This is a genomic window from Arsenophonus nasoniae DSM 15247, assembly GCF_000429565.1.
Classification (GTDB): Bacteria; Pseudomonadota; Gammaproteobacteria; order Enterobacterales; family Enterobacteriaceae; genus Arsenophonus; species Arsenophonus nasoniae.
Map to the genome: position 1 here is coordinate 1 of NZ_AUCC01000073.1, position 14,870 is coordinate 14,870.

A 14,870-nucleotide genomic window follows, 5' to 3' on the forward strand; every position below is an offset into this window, starting at 1 on the left:
AAAATAACGTTACTGCTTATTAGTTCATATATGAATTAACTGTTTGTCACTCTTTAAGACTTAATCTTCAAATAGTTTTTGATGATGTCTTGCGAGTGCCCACACAGATTGTCTGATTAATTGTTAAAGAGCGTGCGACTGGAGTCGCGAGGGGGCGTATACTACGCTTTTCACCTGTAAAGTCAAGTAGTTATTTCTACTTTTCTTTACCCTGCGTCGCTAAAATCCACTTCAAGTGATTGGTTCTATACTGACTCAGTGGGGGCGCATTATAGGGAGTTTTACGCGGCTAGCAAGCTTATTTTGCATAATTTTGTTTATTTGATCAATTAAACAGCAAAGCGTTATATTATACCGAATTATTAACAGAGTTATCCACAAAAATAAAATGATAAAAAATTTAGCGAAATACGCAAACGTTTGCGTTACAATTGAGTTTGCAACAAAAAATATTTAATTAAAAGCCGTTATTCTCGAATATCATTTGTAATTGCAAATAGCCATAAAATTTAATCAATGTGTTAAAACATTTTATTATTCCAAGGGATCTATTTCATGCCACAACTCCGCCCTATTCAGCGTGCTCTACTGAGTGTTTCTGACAAAGAAGATATTGTTGAATTTGCCAAAGCTTTATCTCAACGTAAAGTTGAACTTATCTCTACCGGCGGTACAGCTAAATTATTGCTAGCGGCCGGATTAACTGTTATAGAGGTTTCCGATTATACAGGATGGCCAGAAATGATGGCCGGCCGCGTCAAGACACTTCATCCAAAAGTACATGGCGGTATTCTCGGTCGGCGCGGGCAAGATGATGAAATAATGCGACAACATCATATTACGCCAATTGATATGGTTGTTGTTAATCTTTACCCTTTTGCTGAAACGGTTGCAAAGCCAGATTGTACGCTGGAAAATGCCATTGAGAACATTGATATTGGTGGGCCAACCATGATCCGTTCGGCCGCCAAAAATCATAAAGATGTCGCTATTGTGGTTAATAGTCAGGATTATTCCAAGATCATCGAAGAGATGGATAATCATCAAAATTCGCTAACTGATATGTTTCGCTTTGACTTGGCAGTTAAAGCTTTTGAACATACTGCAGCTTATGATGGAATGATTGCTAACTATTTTGGTAAGTTAGTACCTTCTTATTATGGCGAGCTCAACCAGCCTTCAGGTAAATTTCCTCGTACATTAAACCTGAATTTTATTAAGCAGCAGGATATGCGTTACGGCGAAAATAGTCATCAAGCTGCTGCTTTTTATATAGAAGAAAATAGAGTCGAGGCCTCTATCTCTACAGCAAGACAGCTACAAGGCAAATCGCTTTCTTATAATAATATTGCTGATACTGATGCAGCCTTGGAGTGCGTAAAAAGTTTTACCAAACCTGCTTGTGTCATAGTCAAACACGCGAATCCTTGCGGCGTTGCAATTAGTACCGATATCTGTACCGCTTACGATCATGCTTTTAAGACTGATCCAACCTCTGCATTTGGTGGTATTATTGCATTTAATCGTGAATTAGATGCAAATACGGCTAAAACTATTATTGAGCGCCAATTTGTTGAAGTCATTATTGCCCCCGCTGTTAATGACGCTGCCTTAACAATACTTGCAAGCAAGCCGAATGTGCGTGTTCTAGCATGTGGTCAATGGCATTTTGCTGTTGCAAGTTTAGATTTCAAACGCGTAAATGGCGGTTTACTGGTGCAAGATCGCGATCTAGGCATAATTACCAAAGCTTCGCTGCGTGTCGTTTCCAAACGTCAGCCAAGTGAACAAGAGATAGAAAATGCGCTGTTTTGTTGGCAAGTGGCAAAATTTGTAAAATCCAATGCGATTGTTTATGCCAAAAATAATATGACAATTGGTATTGGTGCTGGACAAATGAGCCGTGTTTATTCAGCAAAAATCGCAGCATTAAAAGCGCAGGATGAAAGTTTGGATCTTGTAGGATGTGCAATGGCATCTGATGCTTTCTTTCCATTTCGAGATGGTATTGATGCCGCCGCTACAGCTGGCATAACCTGTGTTATCCAACCAGGTGGTTCAATTCGTGACGATGAAATCATTGCCGCAGCTAATGAACATGATATCGCGATGATTTTTACTGATATGCGCCATTTCCGCCACTAATCTAGAGAGCAATGACATGAATATTTTAATTATTGGCAATGGTGGTCGTGAGCATACTTTAGCATGGAAAGCAGCACAATCACCTCTCGCTGACAAGGTTTATGTGGCACCCGGTAATGCCGGCACTGCTCTAGAAAAAAAACTAACCAATATTAATATTTCAGTAACCGATATTGCAGGGTTAGTCGATTTTGCCAAAAATAATAATATTGGTTTAACGATCGTTGGACCAGAAATCCCCTTAATTCTCGGCGTTGTTGATGCTTTTCAAGATGCTGGTTTAACGATCTTTGGTCCCAGTCAAAATGCAGCACAATTAGAAGGCTCTAAAGCTTTTACGAAAGATTTTCTTACTCGCCATCATATTCCAACCGCCGCTTACCAGAATTTTACTGAGGTTGAACCGGCTCTAGCCTACTTAGACAAAATAGGTGCCCCGATTGTTATTAAAGCGGATGGGCTAGCCGCGGGTAAAGGCGTCGTTGTTGCTATGACCTTAGAAGAAGCAAAAAATGCTGTTCAAGACATGCTTGCCGGTAACACCTTTGGCCAGGCAGGTCATCGTATTGTTATTGAGGAATTTCTTGACGGCGAAGAAGCCAGTTTTATTGTAATGGTTGATGGTGAAAATGTCATTCCCATGGCAACAAGCCAAGATCATAAACGTGTCGGTAATAATGATAGCGGACCAAATACAGGTGGCATGGGCGCATATTCTCCGGCTCCTGTTGTCACAGACATTATTCATCAGCGTGTAATGGATCAAATTATTTATCCTACAGTACAAGGTATGATGCTTGAAGGTCGGCGATATCAAGGCTTTCTATATGCAGGATTAATGATAGATAAACTGGGAAACCCGAAAGTTATTGAATTTAATTGTCGTTTTGGTGATCCAGAAACCCAACCCATTATGATGCGTTTACAATCCGATCTGGTAGCACTTTGTCTGGCCGGCGCAAAAGGAGAGTTAGCGGGTAAAATATCATCTTGGGATGAACGCCCTGCCTTAGGTATTGTTATGGCCGCTGAAGGTTATCCAGCTAATTATCGCAAGGGTGATATTATTCACGGAATTACTGATAAACCATCAGCATCATGCAAAATTTTTCATGCCGGGACAGAGTTAAAGCAAAATCAAGTTATCACGGCCGGTGGCCGTGTACTTTGTGTTACCGCCCTTGGCAATACAATTCTTGATGCACAAAAAACTGCTTATCAGCAAGCAGAAAAAATATCTTGGGCGGGTTGTTTCTATCGGGATGATATCGGTTATCGTGCATTGGCTCGTTTAAAATAAAACCGTTAAAGTTTGTCTTTTGTTGGTGCCCACAGACAGAAATTCTCATTGGCAACGAGCAATAACTCGTTGCCTTGTGGCGCTTCTAACCAAGCAATCGCTAAGTCACCTAAACTCGTCTTCGCTCTTCGCAGCAACCGATTTTCGGCCTGAGCAGTAAACGATACATCACGTTTTTCACCGCTACAAGTTATAATTTCTCCTTCACGCCAATACCCTTGGTAGAGATGAACATTACCAGCAATAAGTGTGGTGCTGAGCTCAATTAAACGGTCTGATTCAAAGCGCCAGCGAACTATATCATCCTCAGTTAGAGAAACTTTGTTATCATTTACTTTGCGCTGCATAAAAATAACATGGTCATTTTGATCAAATCTTAGCTGCTGTTGTTCTTTATTTTTATTGTCAAAAGATTGATGTCGAATTTGCCAAAGTTTACCTTGACGATATTCAAAAAAAGTAATGGTCGTATTTTTTCCTTGGTAAGGACTATATACAGCAACGATTACCTGCGGGTTACTGTTTTGATCATTTAACCGCCATAGCCGAACGACGCCGGCATCGGAAATAAATCCACTAGCGCTAAATTCGGGAATTTTAGATTGACTGGTGCAAGCGCCAAGTAGTGAAATAGCGCCAAGTAAAATGAGGATACGCCCAATCAATAAAAGGGGTTTAATACCCCCTCTGAATATTCTATTTGGCAACTGAATTACTTAACTGCTTCTTTCAGTGATTTTCCAGCAACAAATACTGGTACGTTAGCCGCTTCAATTTTGAGTTCTGCACCTGTTTTAGGATTACGACCAATACGCGCTGCTCGATGATTAGTCCTAAAAGTACCAAAACCAACGAACTGAACTTGCTCACCTTCTTTCAGTGCATCTGTAATACATTCGATGAGTGCTTCTAACGCATTTTTAGCTTGAGTCTTATTCAGGTTTGCTTTTTGCATGACATATTGAACTACATCACCCTTTTTCATGGTCTCATTTACAGTCTTATTCATAAGTTATCCTTACACAGTGTGTTTATCATTTGCATAGCATCGAGTACGTTGGATATGTAGAACTTATTAATTCTTAATATACGTCCCGAAAGCACTCCTCTCCGCCTTCACTGTAGAACATAGTATGGGCGAATGTGAAGCGTTAAAAGTCAGCATTTATGGTACCAAATCACGTTTTTAAACACTATGAACGGAAATTAGGTAACCTTAATGCCAATATTGCTGATCCCTACTTCACGGAGGTCGGATTTTAATCCTTTAATCAGCGCTACATCCCGCTCTTCACAAGCGGTAAGTAAACGGTATATCTCCCATTGAATATCCCATTCTTCTTCAATGGTAAGCAATTCTTTCAGTTCCTCATCAGACATCTCTTTACCTGTCCGAGTCATCTCAAACATTGCGATAGTTCGAATCGAAATTTTACTTACTTCAATAGCACCGTCTAATGTTTCCCCACTTAAGTAAGAATGAATTATTTCACTTAAAGCGATACATGCATCAATAGCAGGATGGACCCCGTAAATATCAAAATTATTTGCAACGGGAATAATTTCCTCTAATTTTTCCAACTGATTATCAAAATCAATTTTACTATCTTTAATAATCAGCGATTCCCAGATTAAATCTAAAATAATACGATAACGTATTGGATTTAAAAAGCTCGTTTGTTTACAAAATAATTGATAATTAGGATACATACGCTCACATAAACAAGCCATGAAAGTAATATGCTGCCAACTATTTAATTTTGCCAACCTCAAATGAATGGGGTTTCTTAACATCAAATTTCTACTCACTTACGTTTTACGCTGAAGTTTACCTGAAAATCAATAGGTTCCACATATTTTAACTTTAATTATGCTAAATTCTGTTTCGTTCGATTAAAAAACGCTCTATTAGAAGCGATTCCATCAGCCCAACGAGTAGGTTCAGGTAAACGATAACCTTTAATACAATGCTTAACCCATAATAGTGAAGCGTTTAAACTGATTTTATGCCCAGGTGAGATATAAAGTGGTTTACATCTTTTTTTACTACGAAATACCCAACCAATTTGTTCATTATTATCATTCAATGGTTGGCTGCTTCCTACTCTTTCATCTAAAGCCTCATGGTGACCACATAGACGTTTTTTTGCTATACCAATCGTTGGGATATCTAATAAAAGACCCAAATGACTCGCAACACCAAAACGACGAGGATGGGCAATTCCTTGGCCATCAATCATAATAAGATCAGGCTTATGTTGCAGTTTTTCCCAAACAGCCAATAGTGCAGGATACTCCCGAAAAGAGAGTAAGCCTGGAATATAAGGGAATTCAGTCGGTATACGAGCAATATGATATTCAACAATAGCGAGTGAAGGCCAATGCATAACAACCATTGCGGCTCGGGTTACACTACCTTTTTCTTCAAATCCAACATCAGCACCAGCAATAAGATTAGGAATAGCAAAATTATCCGTAAGAATAATTTGTTTTGCTTTTATGGTCTGTTCCTGACGTAATAATTGGGTATCAATCATATTTATTTTTACTTAAAAAAATTTATATAAATATATTTTATTATTTGTTTTATAACACAAAATATAAAAAAATATATTTAAATAATTGTAAATATTCAATTTGGATTTAATAAACAATAAAAAAATATAACAATTATTATTTATTGGCATTTTCTTTCTTTGGATAAACCTTAATTATTGATGATATTGTTCTGATAATTTGTGTACTGAATTAATAAAATTTTTAACATGTTCAGGTGGAATGTCCTGATGGATACCATGACCTAAATTAAATACATGGCCACTTCCTTGACCAAATTGCTTTAAAATGGTTTTAACTTCAAGCTCAATACGTTCTTTTGATGCATACAATATAGAAGGTTCCATATTTCCCTGTAAAGCCACCTTATCTCCTACACGAGAGCGAGCCTCTTTAATATCTGTCATCCAGTCAATACCTAACGCGTCACAACCGGTCGCAGCCATTGCTTCTAACCATTGACCACCACCTTTAGTAAATAATGTTACTGGAACTTTACGGCCTTCATGTTCTCGCAATAGCGAATCAATAATCTGATGCATGTAATGTAAAGAAAATTGATGATAATCACGCCCAGTTAATACACCACCCCAAGTATCAAAAATCATCACTGATTGAGCTCCTGCCCGTATCTGAGCATTGAGATAGAGAATGACACTTTGCGTCAATTTATCCAATAATAAATGTAACGTTTTTGGCTCTGTATACATCAGCTTCTTAATACGGGTAAACGCCTTACTACTTCCTCCTTCGACCATATAAGTTGCCAATGTCCATGGACTACCAGAAAAACCGATTAATGGCACTTTGCCTTGTAACGCTTTGCGAATAGCACGTATTGCATTCATTACGTAAACTAATTCTTGTTCTGGATCAGGAATTGGCAGTTTCTCTATATCAGCTAAACAACCAATAGGACGCTGAAACCTAGGTCCTTCTCCTACTGAAAAATAGAGACCTAACCCCATCGCATCAGGAATAGTAAGAATATCTGAAAAAAGAATCGCCGCATCTAATGGAAAACGATGTAGAGGTTGTAATGTCACTTCACAGGCTAACTCGGTATTTTTGCATAGTGAAAGAAAATCACCAGCTTGCTCACGAATTTTTCGATATTCAGGTAAATAACGACCTGCCTGGCGCATCATCCATACCGGAGTTGTATCAACAGGTTGCCGTAATAGCGCACGTAAGTAGCGATCATTTGTTAATGCAGACATTATTAGCTCCATTAGATGGCAATGAGAAATTGCCATTATCATCGTATATTTGCCTTTTTATTGTTGCCTAGATGCGCAACAACTTAGTTATAGCGTGATTAATACTGTTATTTATATAAGTCATTATTCTCTTGTCGACATAAAGCCAGTGTATCTTCAATCAAACGGCGAGCAATGGTATCAGGAGGCGGTATTAGCGGTAATTTATTATGATGATACCAGTCCGCACTAATTAACTCATCAGGATTAGCCTGTATTTCACCACTCGCATAATCAGCTAGAAAACCTATCATTAATGAATGAGGAAAAGGCCATGGTTGGGAAGCAATATAACGAATGTTGCTAATCTCAATATTACTTTCTTCTTTTACCTCCCTTTTAACCGCTTCTTCAATTGTTTCACCTAGTTCAACAAATCCTGCTAATACAGTAAATATTGGCTTTTTTTTATGGCGCCGATGTTGTGCTAATAAGATATGATCAGCACGCCGAATAGCAACAATAATACAAGGTGCAATTTGCGGATAATAGCGCTCATGACAATGACCACACAAGCAGGCCCATTCGGTTAAGCTGGTTGTCATTTTGTTGCCGCAATAGCCACAATAATGGTGCGAACGATAAAATTCTGCCAGTTGAATACCACGTCCAACCAGTTTAAATAGCCCCTCATCTTGGCTGGCAAGGCGTCGCGGTGAACACATATCCGTAGGTGATTTTGCCATAATTAACCAAATCGTTTCCGCTTGCCATTCACCAATAGCGAGTGCTTCTTTTCCTATTAGTAACCAAAATTGAGCTGAACCTTTCGGTAAATCACCCTTTGGTAACCAAATTCGACCACCAGAACTAACAACCCACCAACCTGTTTCTGTTCCAGTTAATTGTTTTCTAATCATATAACTCAGTTCTTCTATATCTTATTGATTAGTGAATTTTAAATGTATGTCTTGCTTGATCCCAGTGAATATAGGCTAACCCATTTTCATCAATATCGAGTAACTATTCTGGTTAACGGCTATTTGATGAAGAAGTTAACCATTGAAGTTTTCATTATCTCTCTTATATACTGGCATTATCTTGTCGGAGTGCCTAGTAGGTTCAACATTATCTACAGGCTGAGACCGTTAATTCGGGATCCGCGGAACCTGATCAGGCTAATACCTGCGAAGGGAACAAGAGTAATCAACCTGCGATTTTGACTTATCAAAAGTAAGTAGCGCAATTATTATACTATTACTCTCACCGAGCTCCAGACAAGCAATTTCTCAATACAATTTATCTCTTTTATGTGAACTCTTTGTAATGATTTTAGGAATTTGCTATGTCTAAGAATATTATTGCAACCAGTGATATTGGCGTTAAAACAAATACCACTTCCCCACGAAAAACACAACGAGAAGCGGCACAACGTTTTCTCGATAACCTACAAAATATCAGTTTTCCCCACTCAAAACGGATCTATTTAACAGGTTATCACTATAATACCCAAGTTCCTATGCGTGAAATTCAACTTTCACCGACTTTGGTTGGTGGTACAAAAGATAATCCTTTATTTGAAGAGAATGAGGCAATACCTGTTTATGATACTTCAGGTGCCTATGGCGATCCTAATATCACTGTGGATATTAAAGTAGGTTTAAAAAAATGCCGCCAACATTGGATTTCCGATCGCAATGATACTGAGCCAGTTAAAAAACCAAGCTCTTATTTTACCCAACAACGACTCGCTGATGTTGGATTGAATCATCTACGTTTCAATTACCGCCTACAACCATTAAGGGCCAAAATCGGCAAAAGAGTCACGCAATTGCACTATGCTCGTCAAGGGATAATCACACCTGAAATGGAATTTATTGCGATCCGCGAAAATATGGGACGGGAGCGTATCAATAGTACAATATTAACTCAACAACATCCTGGTCAAAGCTTTAATGCTACTCTGCCAAACAACATTACCCCTGAATTTGTTCGACAAGAAGTTGCTGCTGGACGTGCCATTATTCCAGCCAATATTAACCATCCTGAATCCGAGCCAATGATTATTGGTCGAAATTTTTTGGTGAAAGTCAATGCTAATATCGGCAATTCCTCCGTAACTTCATCGATTGAAGAAGAAATTGAAAAACTAATCTGGGCGACACATTGGGGAGCCGATACTGTAATGGATTTATCGACCGGCCGTTACATCCATGAAACGAGAGAATGGCTGTTGCGTAATAGCCCTGTTCCTATTGGTACAGTGCCAATCTACCAAGCATTGGAAAAAGTTAATGGCGTTGCAGAAAATTTGAGCTGGGAAATATTTCGCGACACCCTTCTTGAGCAAGCCGAACAAGGTGTAGATTATTTTACTATCCATGCCGGTGTTTTATTACGTTATGTGCCAATGACCGCCAATCGATTGACCGGTATTGTTTCTCGCGGTGGCTCAATTATGGCGAAATGGTGTTTGTCCCATCATCAGGAAAACTTTTTGTATAGCCATTTTGAGGAAATCTGTGCAATCTGTGCCGCTTATGATGTCTCTTTGTCCCTTGGCGATGGATTACGACCTGGCTCTTTACAAGACGCCAATGATGAAGCGCAATTTGCTGAATTATATACATTAGGCGAATTAACTAAGATAGCCTGGCAATATGATGTTCAAGTTATGATTGAAGGCCCTGGTCATATCCCAATGCAAATGATCCGCCGTAATATGACGGAAGAATTAACCCATTGTCATGAAGCGCCATTCTATACTTTAGGGCCTTTAACCACCGATATCGCGCCAGGTTATGATCATTTTACCTCTGGTATCGGTGCGGCTTTAATTGGTTGGTTTGGTTGTGCCATGCTCTGTTATGTTACGCCAAAAGAACATTTAGGCTTACCTAATAAAGAAGATGTCAAACAAGGACTGATTACCTATAAAATTGCCGCTCATGCCGCTGATCTCGCCAAAGGCCATCCTGGGGCGCAAATTCGAGATAACGCCTTATCCAAAGCACGATTTGAGTTCCGCTGGCAAGATCAATTTAATCTCGCTCTCGATCCTGAAACCGCCCGTGCCTACCATGATGAAACACTGCCACAAGCAGCGGGTAAAGTGGCCCATTTTTGCTCAATGTGTGGCCCTAAATTTTGCTCCATGAAAATTTCGCAAGAAGTCCGTGAACATGCCGCACAAATGGCACACATATCGGCAACATTTCGCGCCCAGGGCAGTGAGCTATACCACAGCATGGAGACGATTTCCGATGACAAAATGGTCTGAGCACGCGTTTGCATCGACAGAACAAAAACTTGGTCTGTATCCAGTCGTTGATTCTGTCGAGTGGATAAAGCGTTTGTTAAACGTCGGCGTTACCACTGTTCAATTAAGGATCAAAGATCCATTAGCCAACAACCTTGAAGCAGATATTAAGCAGGCGATTATGCTAAGCCAGCGATATCAAGCTCGCCTTTTTATTAATGATTATTGGCAATTAGCTATAAAATATGGTGCCTACGGCGTCCATTTAGGGCAAGAGGATATTAATTTCGCTGATCTAAATCGCCTAAAAAAAGCGGGCTTGCGCTTAGGGATTTCAACGCATAATCAACAAGAACTCGCCAGGGCAAAGCAGTTAAGACCCTCTTATATTGCATTAGGCCATATTTTTCCTACTCGCACAAAATTAATGTCTTCCTCACCGCAAGGATTAATCAGCCTAAAACAGCAAGTAAATGCCACACCAGATTACCCAACTATTGCTATAGGCGGTATCTCTTTAGCACGCGTTCCGGCAGTGCTTGCAACGGGCGTAGGAGGTATTGCCATGGTTAGTGCGATCACAAAATCGCCTAGCTGGTACAAAGTTGTTACTCAGCTATTACATTTGATCGAAGGTAAGGAAATAATCCATGCTTAATGATGCTATTTTTATGCGCTATAGCCGCCAACTATTACTTGAAGAAATCGGTTATCAAGGCCAACAAAAATTAACAACAAGCAAAGTGCTTATTGTGGGATTGGGCGGACTAGGTTCACCAGCAGCACTTTATTTAGCTGCTGCCGGGGTCGGCGAACTCTGGTTGGCCGATAATGATAAACTGCATATTTCAAATCTACAGCGACAAATTCTTTACCATACGCAAGATATTTCGCAGTCTAAAGTCACATTAGCAGCAAAACAACTTAATCAGCTCAATCCACAAACCATAGTGAAAACATTTGCCAAAAAACAAAACTATCATTCCCTGCAAACGCTGGTTCGCAATACCGATTTGATATTGGATTGTACTGATAATATGTCAACTCGCCAGGCAATTAATGCGGTGTGTGTGGCGGAAAAAAAGACACTCATTAGTGGCAGTGCGTTAGGTTTCAATGGTCAATTGTTAGTTCTTGAACCTCCCTATAGACAAGGTTGCTACGCTTGTCTTTATCCTGACATGAATGAACCTTATCGCAACTGTCGCACGGCCGGAGTTTTAGGGCCGGTGGTTGGAGTTATCGGTACACTGCAAGCCTTAGAAGCGATTAAATTATTAGTCAATTTACCTTCCTCACTCAGTGGGAAACTGAAATTATTCGATGGTAAACAACATAGCTGGCATACCTTGCAACTTAGCAAAGCGAAAAGCTGTTTAGTTTGTGGAAGCGGGAGATAAATATGCACATTATGCTAAATGATCGACTAATCGAAATTAACAGTTCGATCACGATTATCCAGTTATTTGATTATCTGAAACTTAATTCGTTAGGTATTGCACTAGCAATTAATCAGATCATTATTCCGCGTGAAAATTGGAATCATCACTATATTAACCATCAAGATAACATCCTGTTATTCCAGGCGATTGCCGGAGGCTAATTTATGTTAAAAATTGCTGATACCGTTTTTCAATCTCGTTTATTTATGGGTAGTGGAAAATTTGCTAATTCATCATTGATGACTCAAGCCATTCAAGCTTCCGGCAGTCAATTAGTCACCATAGCGATGAAACGAGTTGATTTAATTAATAAAAATGATGACATTTTGCTGCCATTACAAAAAATCGGCGTCAAATTATTACCGAATACTTCGGGTGCTAAAAATGCACAACAAGCTTTATTTGCTGCTCGCCTAGCTCGTGATGCATTAGCTACCAACTGGATAAAACTTGAGATCCACCCAGATACAAAATATTTATTACCCGACCCGATTGAGACGTTAAAAGCGGCTGAATTGTTGGTAAAAGAAGATTTTATTGTTTTACCTTATTGTAATGCCGATCCAGTTTTATGCCGACATTTAGAGGAGGTTGGTTGCGCTGCTGTGATGCCTCTTGGTGCACCTATTGGTACCAATAAAGGATTAATTACCTATGATTTTCTACAAATCATTATTGAGCAAGCCTCGATCCCTGTTGTTGTCGATGCAGGACTTGGGGCGCCCAGTCATGCATTAGCCGCGTTAGAGATAGGCGCCGACGCTGTACTGGTAAATACTGCTATTGCTGTTGCTAATGATCCTGTTGCCATGGCACACGCCTTTCGTATTGCCACTGAAGCCGGTGATATAGTACAAGCTGCCGGACTTGCAGCGCAACACCATCAAGCCGCACCTTCCAGCCCTTTGACACAATTCCTTGAGGTATTTCAATAATGACGGCTTTTACTGAAATTTACCAGCAACTTGATTGGCATCAACTGGCGATACAAATTAACAGTAAATCGGCTCAAGAGGTTGAAAAAGCCATTTGCTCAGATAGATTGTCATTGAAGGATTTTATGGCTCTCATTTCACCCGCGGCCTATCCTTATTTGGAAGTTATTGCTCAAAAAGCGCAAAAATTAACCCGTCAGCGTTTTGGTAATACTGTTAGCCTTTATGTGCCACTTTATCTGTCTAATCTATGCGCTAATGATTGTACTTATTGTGGTTTTTCTATGCACAATCCGATCAAACGAAAAACACTTAACGAAACAGAGATTATGGCAGAATGCGAGGCGATACGTTCCATTGGATACAATAATTTATTGCTTGTGACCGGTGAACATCCAAGCAAAGTGGGAATGAGCTATTTTCGCCAACATATGCCATTAATTAGACAATATTTTAGTTCGCTATTAATGGAGGTTCAACCATTAACAATAGCAGAATATAGGGAGCTGAAAAAAATTGGCTTAGATGGTGTACTGGTATACCAGGAAACTTATCATCAACCAACTTATCAGCAACACCATTTACGTGGAAAAAAACAAGATTTTTTTTGGCGGCTAGAAACACCGGATCGCCTAGGTCAGGCCGGTATTGATAAAATTGGCTTAGGGGCACTAATCGGCTTATCCAATAATTGGCGGGTTGACTATTATCTAGTGGCAAGCCATCTATTTTATCTGCAGAAAAAATATTGGAAAAGCCGCTATTCTATTTCTTTCCCACGAATACGCGCCTGTATCGGTGGTATTCAGCCTGCATCTACCATTCACGAAGCAGAATTAGTGCAATTAATTTGCGCTTTCCGTTTATTGGCACCTGAAGTAGAGCTTTCATTATCCACCCGCGAATCCCCTTTTTTTCGTGATAATATTATTCCGCTGGTTATCAATAACCTTAGCGCGGGTTCAAGAACCCAACCCGGTGGTTATGCTGACAATCATCAAGCGTTGGAACAATTTGCTACCTATGATAACCGCAGTGCAGAAACCATCGCCCAAATCATGCTCAATGCTGGACTTCAACCTGTTTGGAAAGATTGGGATAACCATTTAGGACGTTAATAAAACACCACCTTAATCGGTGGTGATAATCGCTTTACTGAATCAAGCTGTTAATTTTTTAATTAGTTTCCTCCAACCTGCCAAATAGAATAACATATGTCTATTTACGGTCTAACTTTCAGTACTAGCTTAATAACTCGTCTTTATTGATCAATAATAATATCTTTATTAATAACTTGTTGCTCTCCATTACCCACCATTTGCGCAAATTTTTCTATTGGATCATTGCGCAATGCATATAACCGTTTTAAGGCATAAGGATTATCACCCAGTTTCACTTTACCTTGAATAGTCGTCAATGCCAAAGTCATACCCGAAGCCTCGGCTGCATCCATTACTTGTTTATTATATGCACCAAAAGGATAGGCTAAGTAACGTTGAAAGGGATTAAACGGTGCTAATTCACGCCGGGAACGGCTAAAATCAAGCTTTACCGTACGATAAGAACGGCTAAAAATAATCGGTTGGTTTTTATTATCTAATCGATGCAGAAAATGGGAGTGAGATTGAATATCAAAAACATCACGACTGTCTTTCAACTCATGTCTACTCATAAATTGTAAACCATGCGGATCCCACTTTTGATCATGTGTCAACGATCACCGAAAACTGATCCACTTTTTATCTAAATCCGATCAATCAAAATTGATCCACTGTTTTACTCAGTTATTGCTCCTGAGCGCCGCTTATCTTTCAATCGGTAGCTTTCACCGCTTAATTGCAGTACATGCGAATGATGAAGTAAACGATCAAGCATAGCGGCAGTTAATGTTGCGTCATCAGCAAAAGCACTTGGCCATTGCCCAAATGATAGGTTACTCGTCAATATGACACTGCCATGCTCATAACGCTTGGCAATCACATTGAAAAACAGGTTTGCTTCTTCTCGCCCAAACGGCAGGTATCCAATCTCATC

Annotated in this window: 15 protein-coding genes, 1 pseudogene and 1 riboswitch; of the genes and pseudogenes, 8 read left to right on the forward strand and 8 right to left on the reverse strand. The window is 39.6% G+C overall.

Translation table 11 applies throughout. From position 1 onward, the window contains the following. Positions 1–555 precede the first annotated feature (555 nt). Together purH and purD are read left to right on the forward strand one after the other, a co-directional pair. Positions 556–2,145, forward strand: coding sequence for a bifunctional phosphoribosylaminoimidazolecarboxamide formyltransferase/IMP cyclohydrolase (gene purH / locus G468_RS0113135; RefSeq protein WP_026823505.1), 1,590 nt, complete (start codon positions 556–558; stop codon positions 2,143–2,145). 16 nt (positions 2,146–2,161) lie between these two features. Then, on the forward strand, positions 2,162–3,445 hold the full coding sequence (gene purD / locus G468_RS0113140) for a phosphoribosylamine--glycine ligase (protein ID WP_026823506.1): 1,284 nt from the start codon (positions 2,162–2,164) through the stop codon (positions 3,443–3,445). Between the two features lie 5 nt (positions 3,446–3,450). Here the strand turns inward: purD and G468_RS0113145 are convergent, their stop codons facing one another. The 6 genes from G468_RS0113145 to nudC all read right to left on the reverse strand — a co-directional run bounded on the left by G468_RS0113145 (position 3,451) and on the right by nudC (position 8,120). Further along, on the reverse strand, positions 3,451–4,152 hold the full coding sequence (locus tag G468_RS0113145) for a DUF1481 domain-containing protein (RefSeq protein WP_246067296.1): 702 nt from the start codon (positions 4,150–4,152) through the stop codon (positions 3,451–3,453). 5 nt (positions 4,153–4,157) lie between these two features. Next, positions 4,158–4,430 (reverse strand): HU family DNA-binding protein, encoded by a 273-nt coding sequence (locus tag G468_RS0113150; protein ID WP_026823508.1) that lies wholly within the window; start codon positions 4,428–4,430, stop codon positions 4,158–4,160. A gap of 221 nt (positions 4,431–4,651) precedes the next feature. Next, positions 4,652–5,239 carry a YjaG family protein gene (locus tag G468_RS0113155; RefSeq protein ID WP_026823509.1) on the reverse strand — a complete coding sequence of 196 codons (588 nt, stop codon included), beginning with the start codon at positions 5,237–5,239 and terminating at the stop codon, positions 4,652–4,654. A gap of 74 nt (positions 5,240–5,313) precedes the next feature. Continuing rightward, positions 5,314–5,982 carry a deoxyribonuclease V gene (gene nfi, locus G468_RS0113160; RefSeq protein ID WP_026823510.1) on the reverse strand — a complete coding sequence of 223 codons (669 nt, stop codon included), beginning with the start codon at positions 5,980–5,982 and terminating at the stop codon, positions 5,314–5,316. A gap of 174 nt (positions 5,983–6,156) precedes the next feature. Beyond that, on the reverse strand, positions 6,157–7,221 hold the full coding sequence (hemE, locus tag G468_RS0113165) for a uroporphyrinogen decarboxylase (RefSeq protein WP_026823511.1): 1,065 nt from the start codon (positions 7,219–7,221) through the stop codon (positions 6,157–6,159). 107 nt (positions 7,222–7,328) lie between these two features. Beyond that, the gene (gene nudC, locus G468_RS0113170) at positions 7,329–8,120 is read right to left on the reverse strand and encodes an NAD(+) diphosphatase (RefSeq protein ID WP_026823512.1); all 792 of its coding nucleotides are present in this window, start codon (positions 8,118–8,120) and stop codon (positions 7,329–7,331) included. A gap of 175 nt (positions 8,121–8,295) precedes the next feature. Then, a riboswitch (TPP riboswitch) is annotated at positions 8,296–8,413 on the forward strand. Between the two features lie 132 nt (positions 8,414–8,545). Between nudC and thiC the strand changes: the two genes are divergently transcribed. The 6 genes from thiC to thiH are packed head-to-tail and all read left to right on the forward strand — an operon-like array spanning position 8,546 to position 13,954. Next, positions 8,546–10,480, forward strand: coding sequence for a phosphomethylpyrimidine synthase ThiC (gene thiC / locus G468_RS0113175; protein WP_026823513.1), 1,935 nt, complete (start codon positions 8,546–8,548; stop codon positions 10,478–10,480). Next, positions 10,464–11,117, forward strand: a complete 654-nt coding sequence (gene thiE / locus G468_RS0113180) for a thiamine phosphate synthase (RefSeq protein ID WP_026823514.1) — start codon at positions 10,464–10,466, stop codon at positions 11,115–11,117. The genes thiC and thiE overlap by 17 nt, the downstream gene beginning before the upstream one ends. Next, entirely contained in the window at positions 11,110–11,859 is a 750-nt protein-coding gene (locus tag G468_RS0113185) for a HesA/MoeB/ThiF family protein (RefSeq protein WP_026823515.1), read from the forward strand. Before thiE ends, G468_RS0113185 begins: the two co-directional genes overlap by 8 nt. Positions 11,860–11,861: 2 nt before the next feature. After that, positions 11,862–12,062: a sulfur carrier protein ThiS gene (gene thiS / locus G468_RS0113190; protein WP_026823516.1), complete on the forward strand. Its 201-nt coding sequence runs from the start codon at positions 11,862–11,864 to the stop codon at positions 12,060–12,062. Positions 12,063–12,065: 3 nt separating this feature from the next. Further along, positions 12,066–12,836: a thiazole synthase gene (locus G468_RS0113195; protein ID WP_026823517.1), complete on the forward strand. Its 771-nt coding sequence runs from the start codon at positions 12,066–12,068 to the stop codon at positions 12,834–12,836. Beyond that, the gene (thiH, locus tag G468_RS0113200; protein ID WP_026823518.1) at positions 12,836–13,954 is read left to right on the forward strand and encodes a 2-iminoacetate synthase ThiH; all 1,119 of its coding nucleotides are present in this window, start codon (positions 12,836–12,838) and stop codon (positions 13,952–13,954) included. Before G468_RS0113195 ends, thiH begins: the two co-directional genes overlap by 1 nt. 143 nt (positions 13,955–14,097) lie before the next feature. Here thiH and G468_RS0113205 read toward each other — a convergent pair. After that, a pseudogene (locus tag G468_RS0113205) lies at positions 14,098–14,538 on the reverse strand (polysaccharide deacetylase family protein); the annotation flags it as partial. Positions 14,539–14,612: 74 nt separating this feature from the next. Beyond that, positions 14,613–14,870 (reverse strand): ATP-binding protein (locus tag G468_RS0113210; protein ID WP_026822469.1); only part of this gene is annotated, 258 nt, incomplete at its 5' end.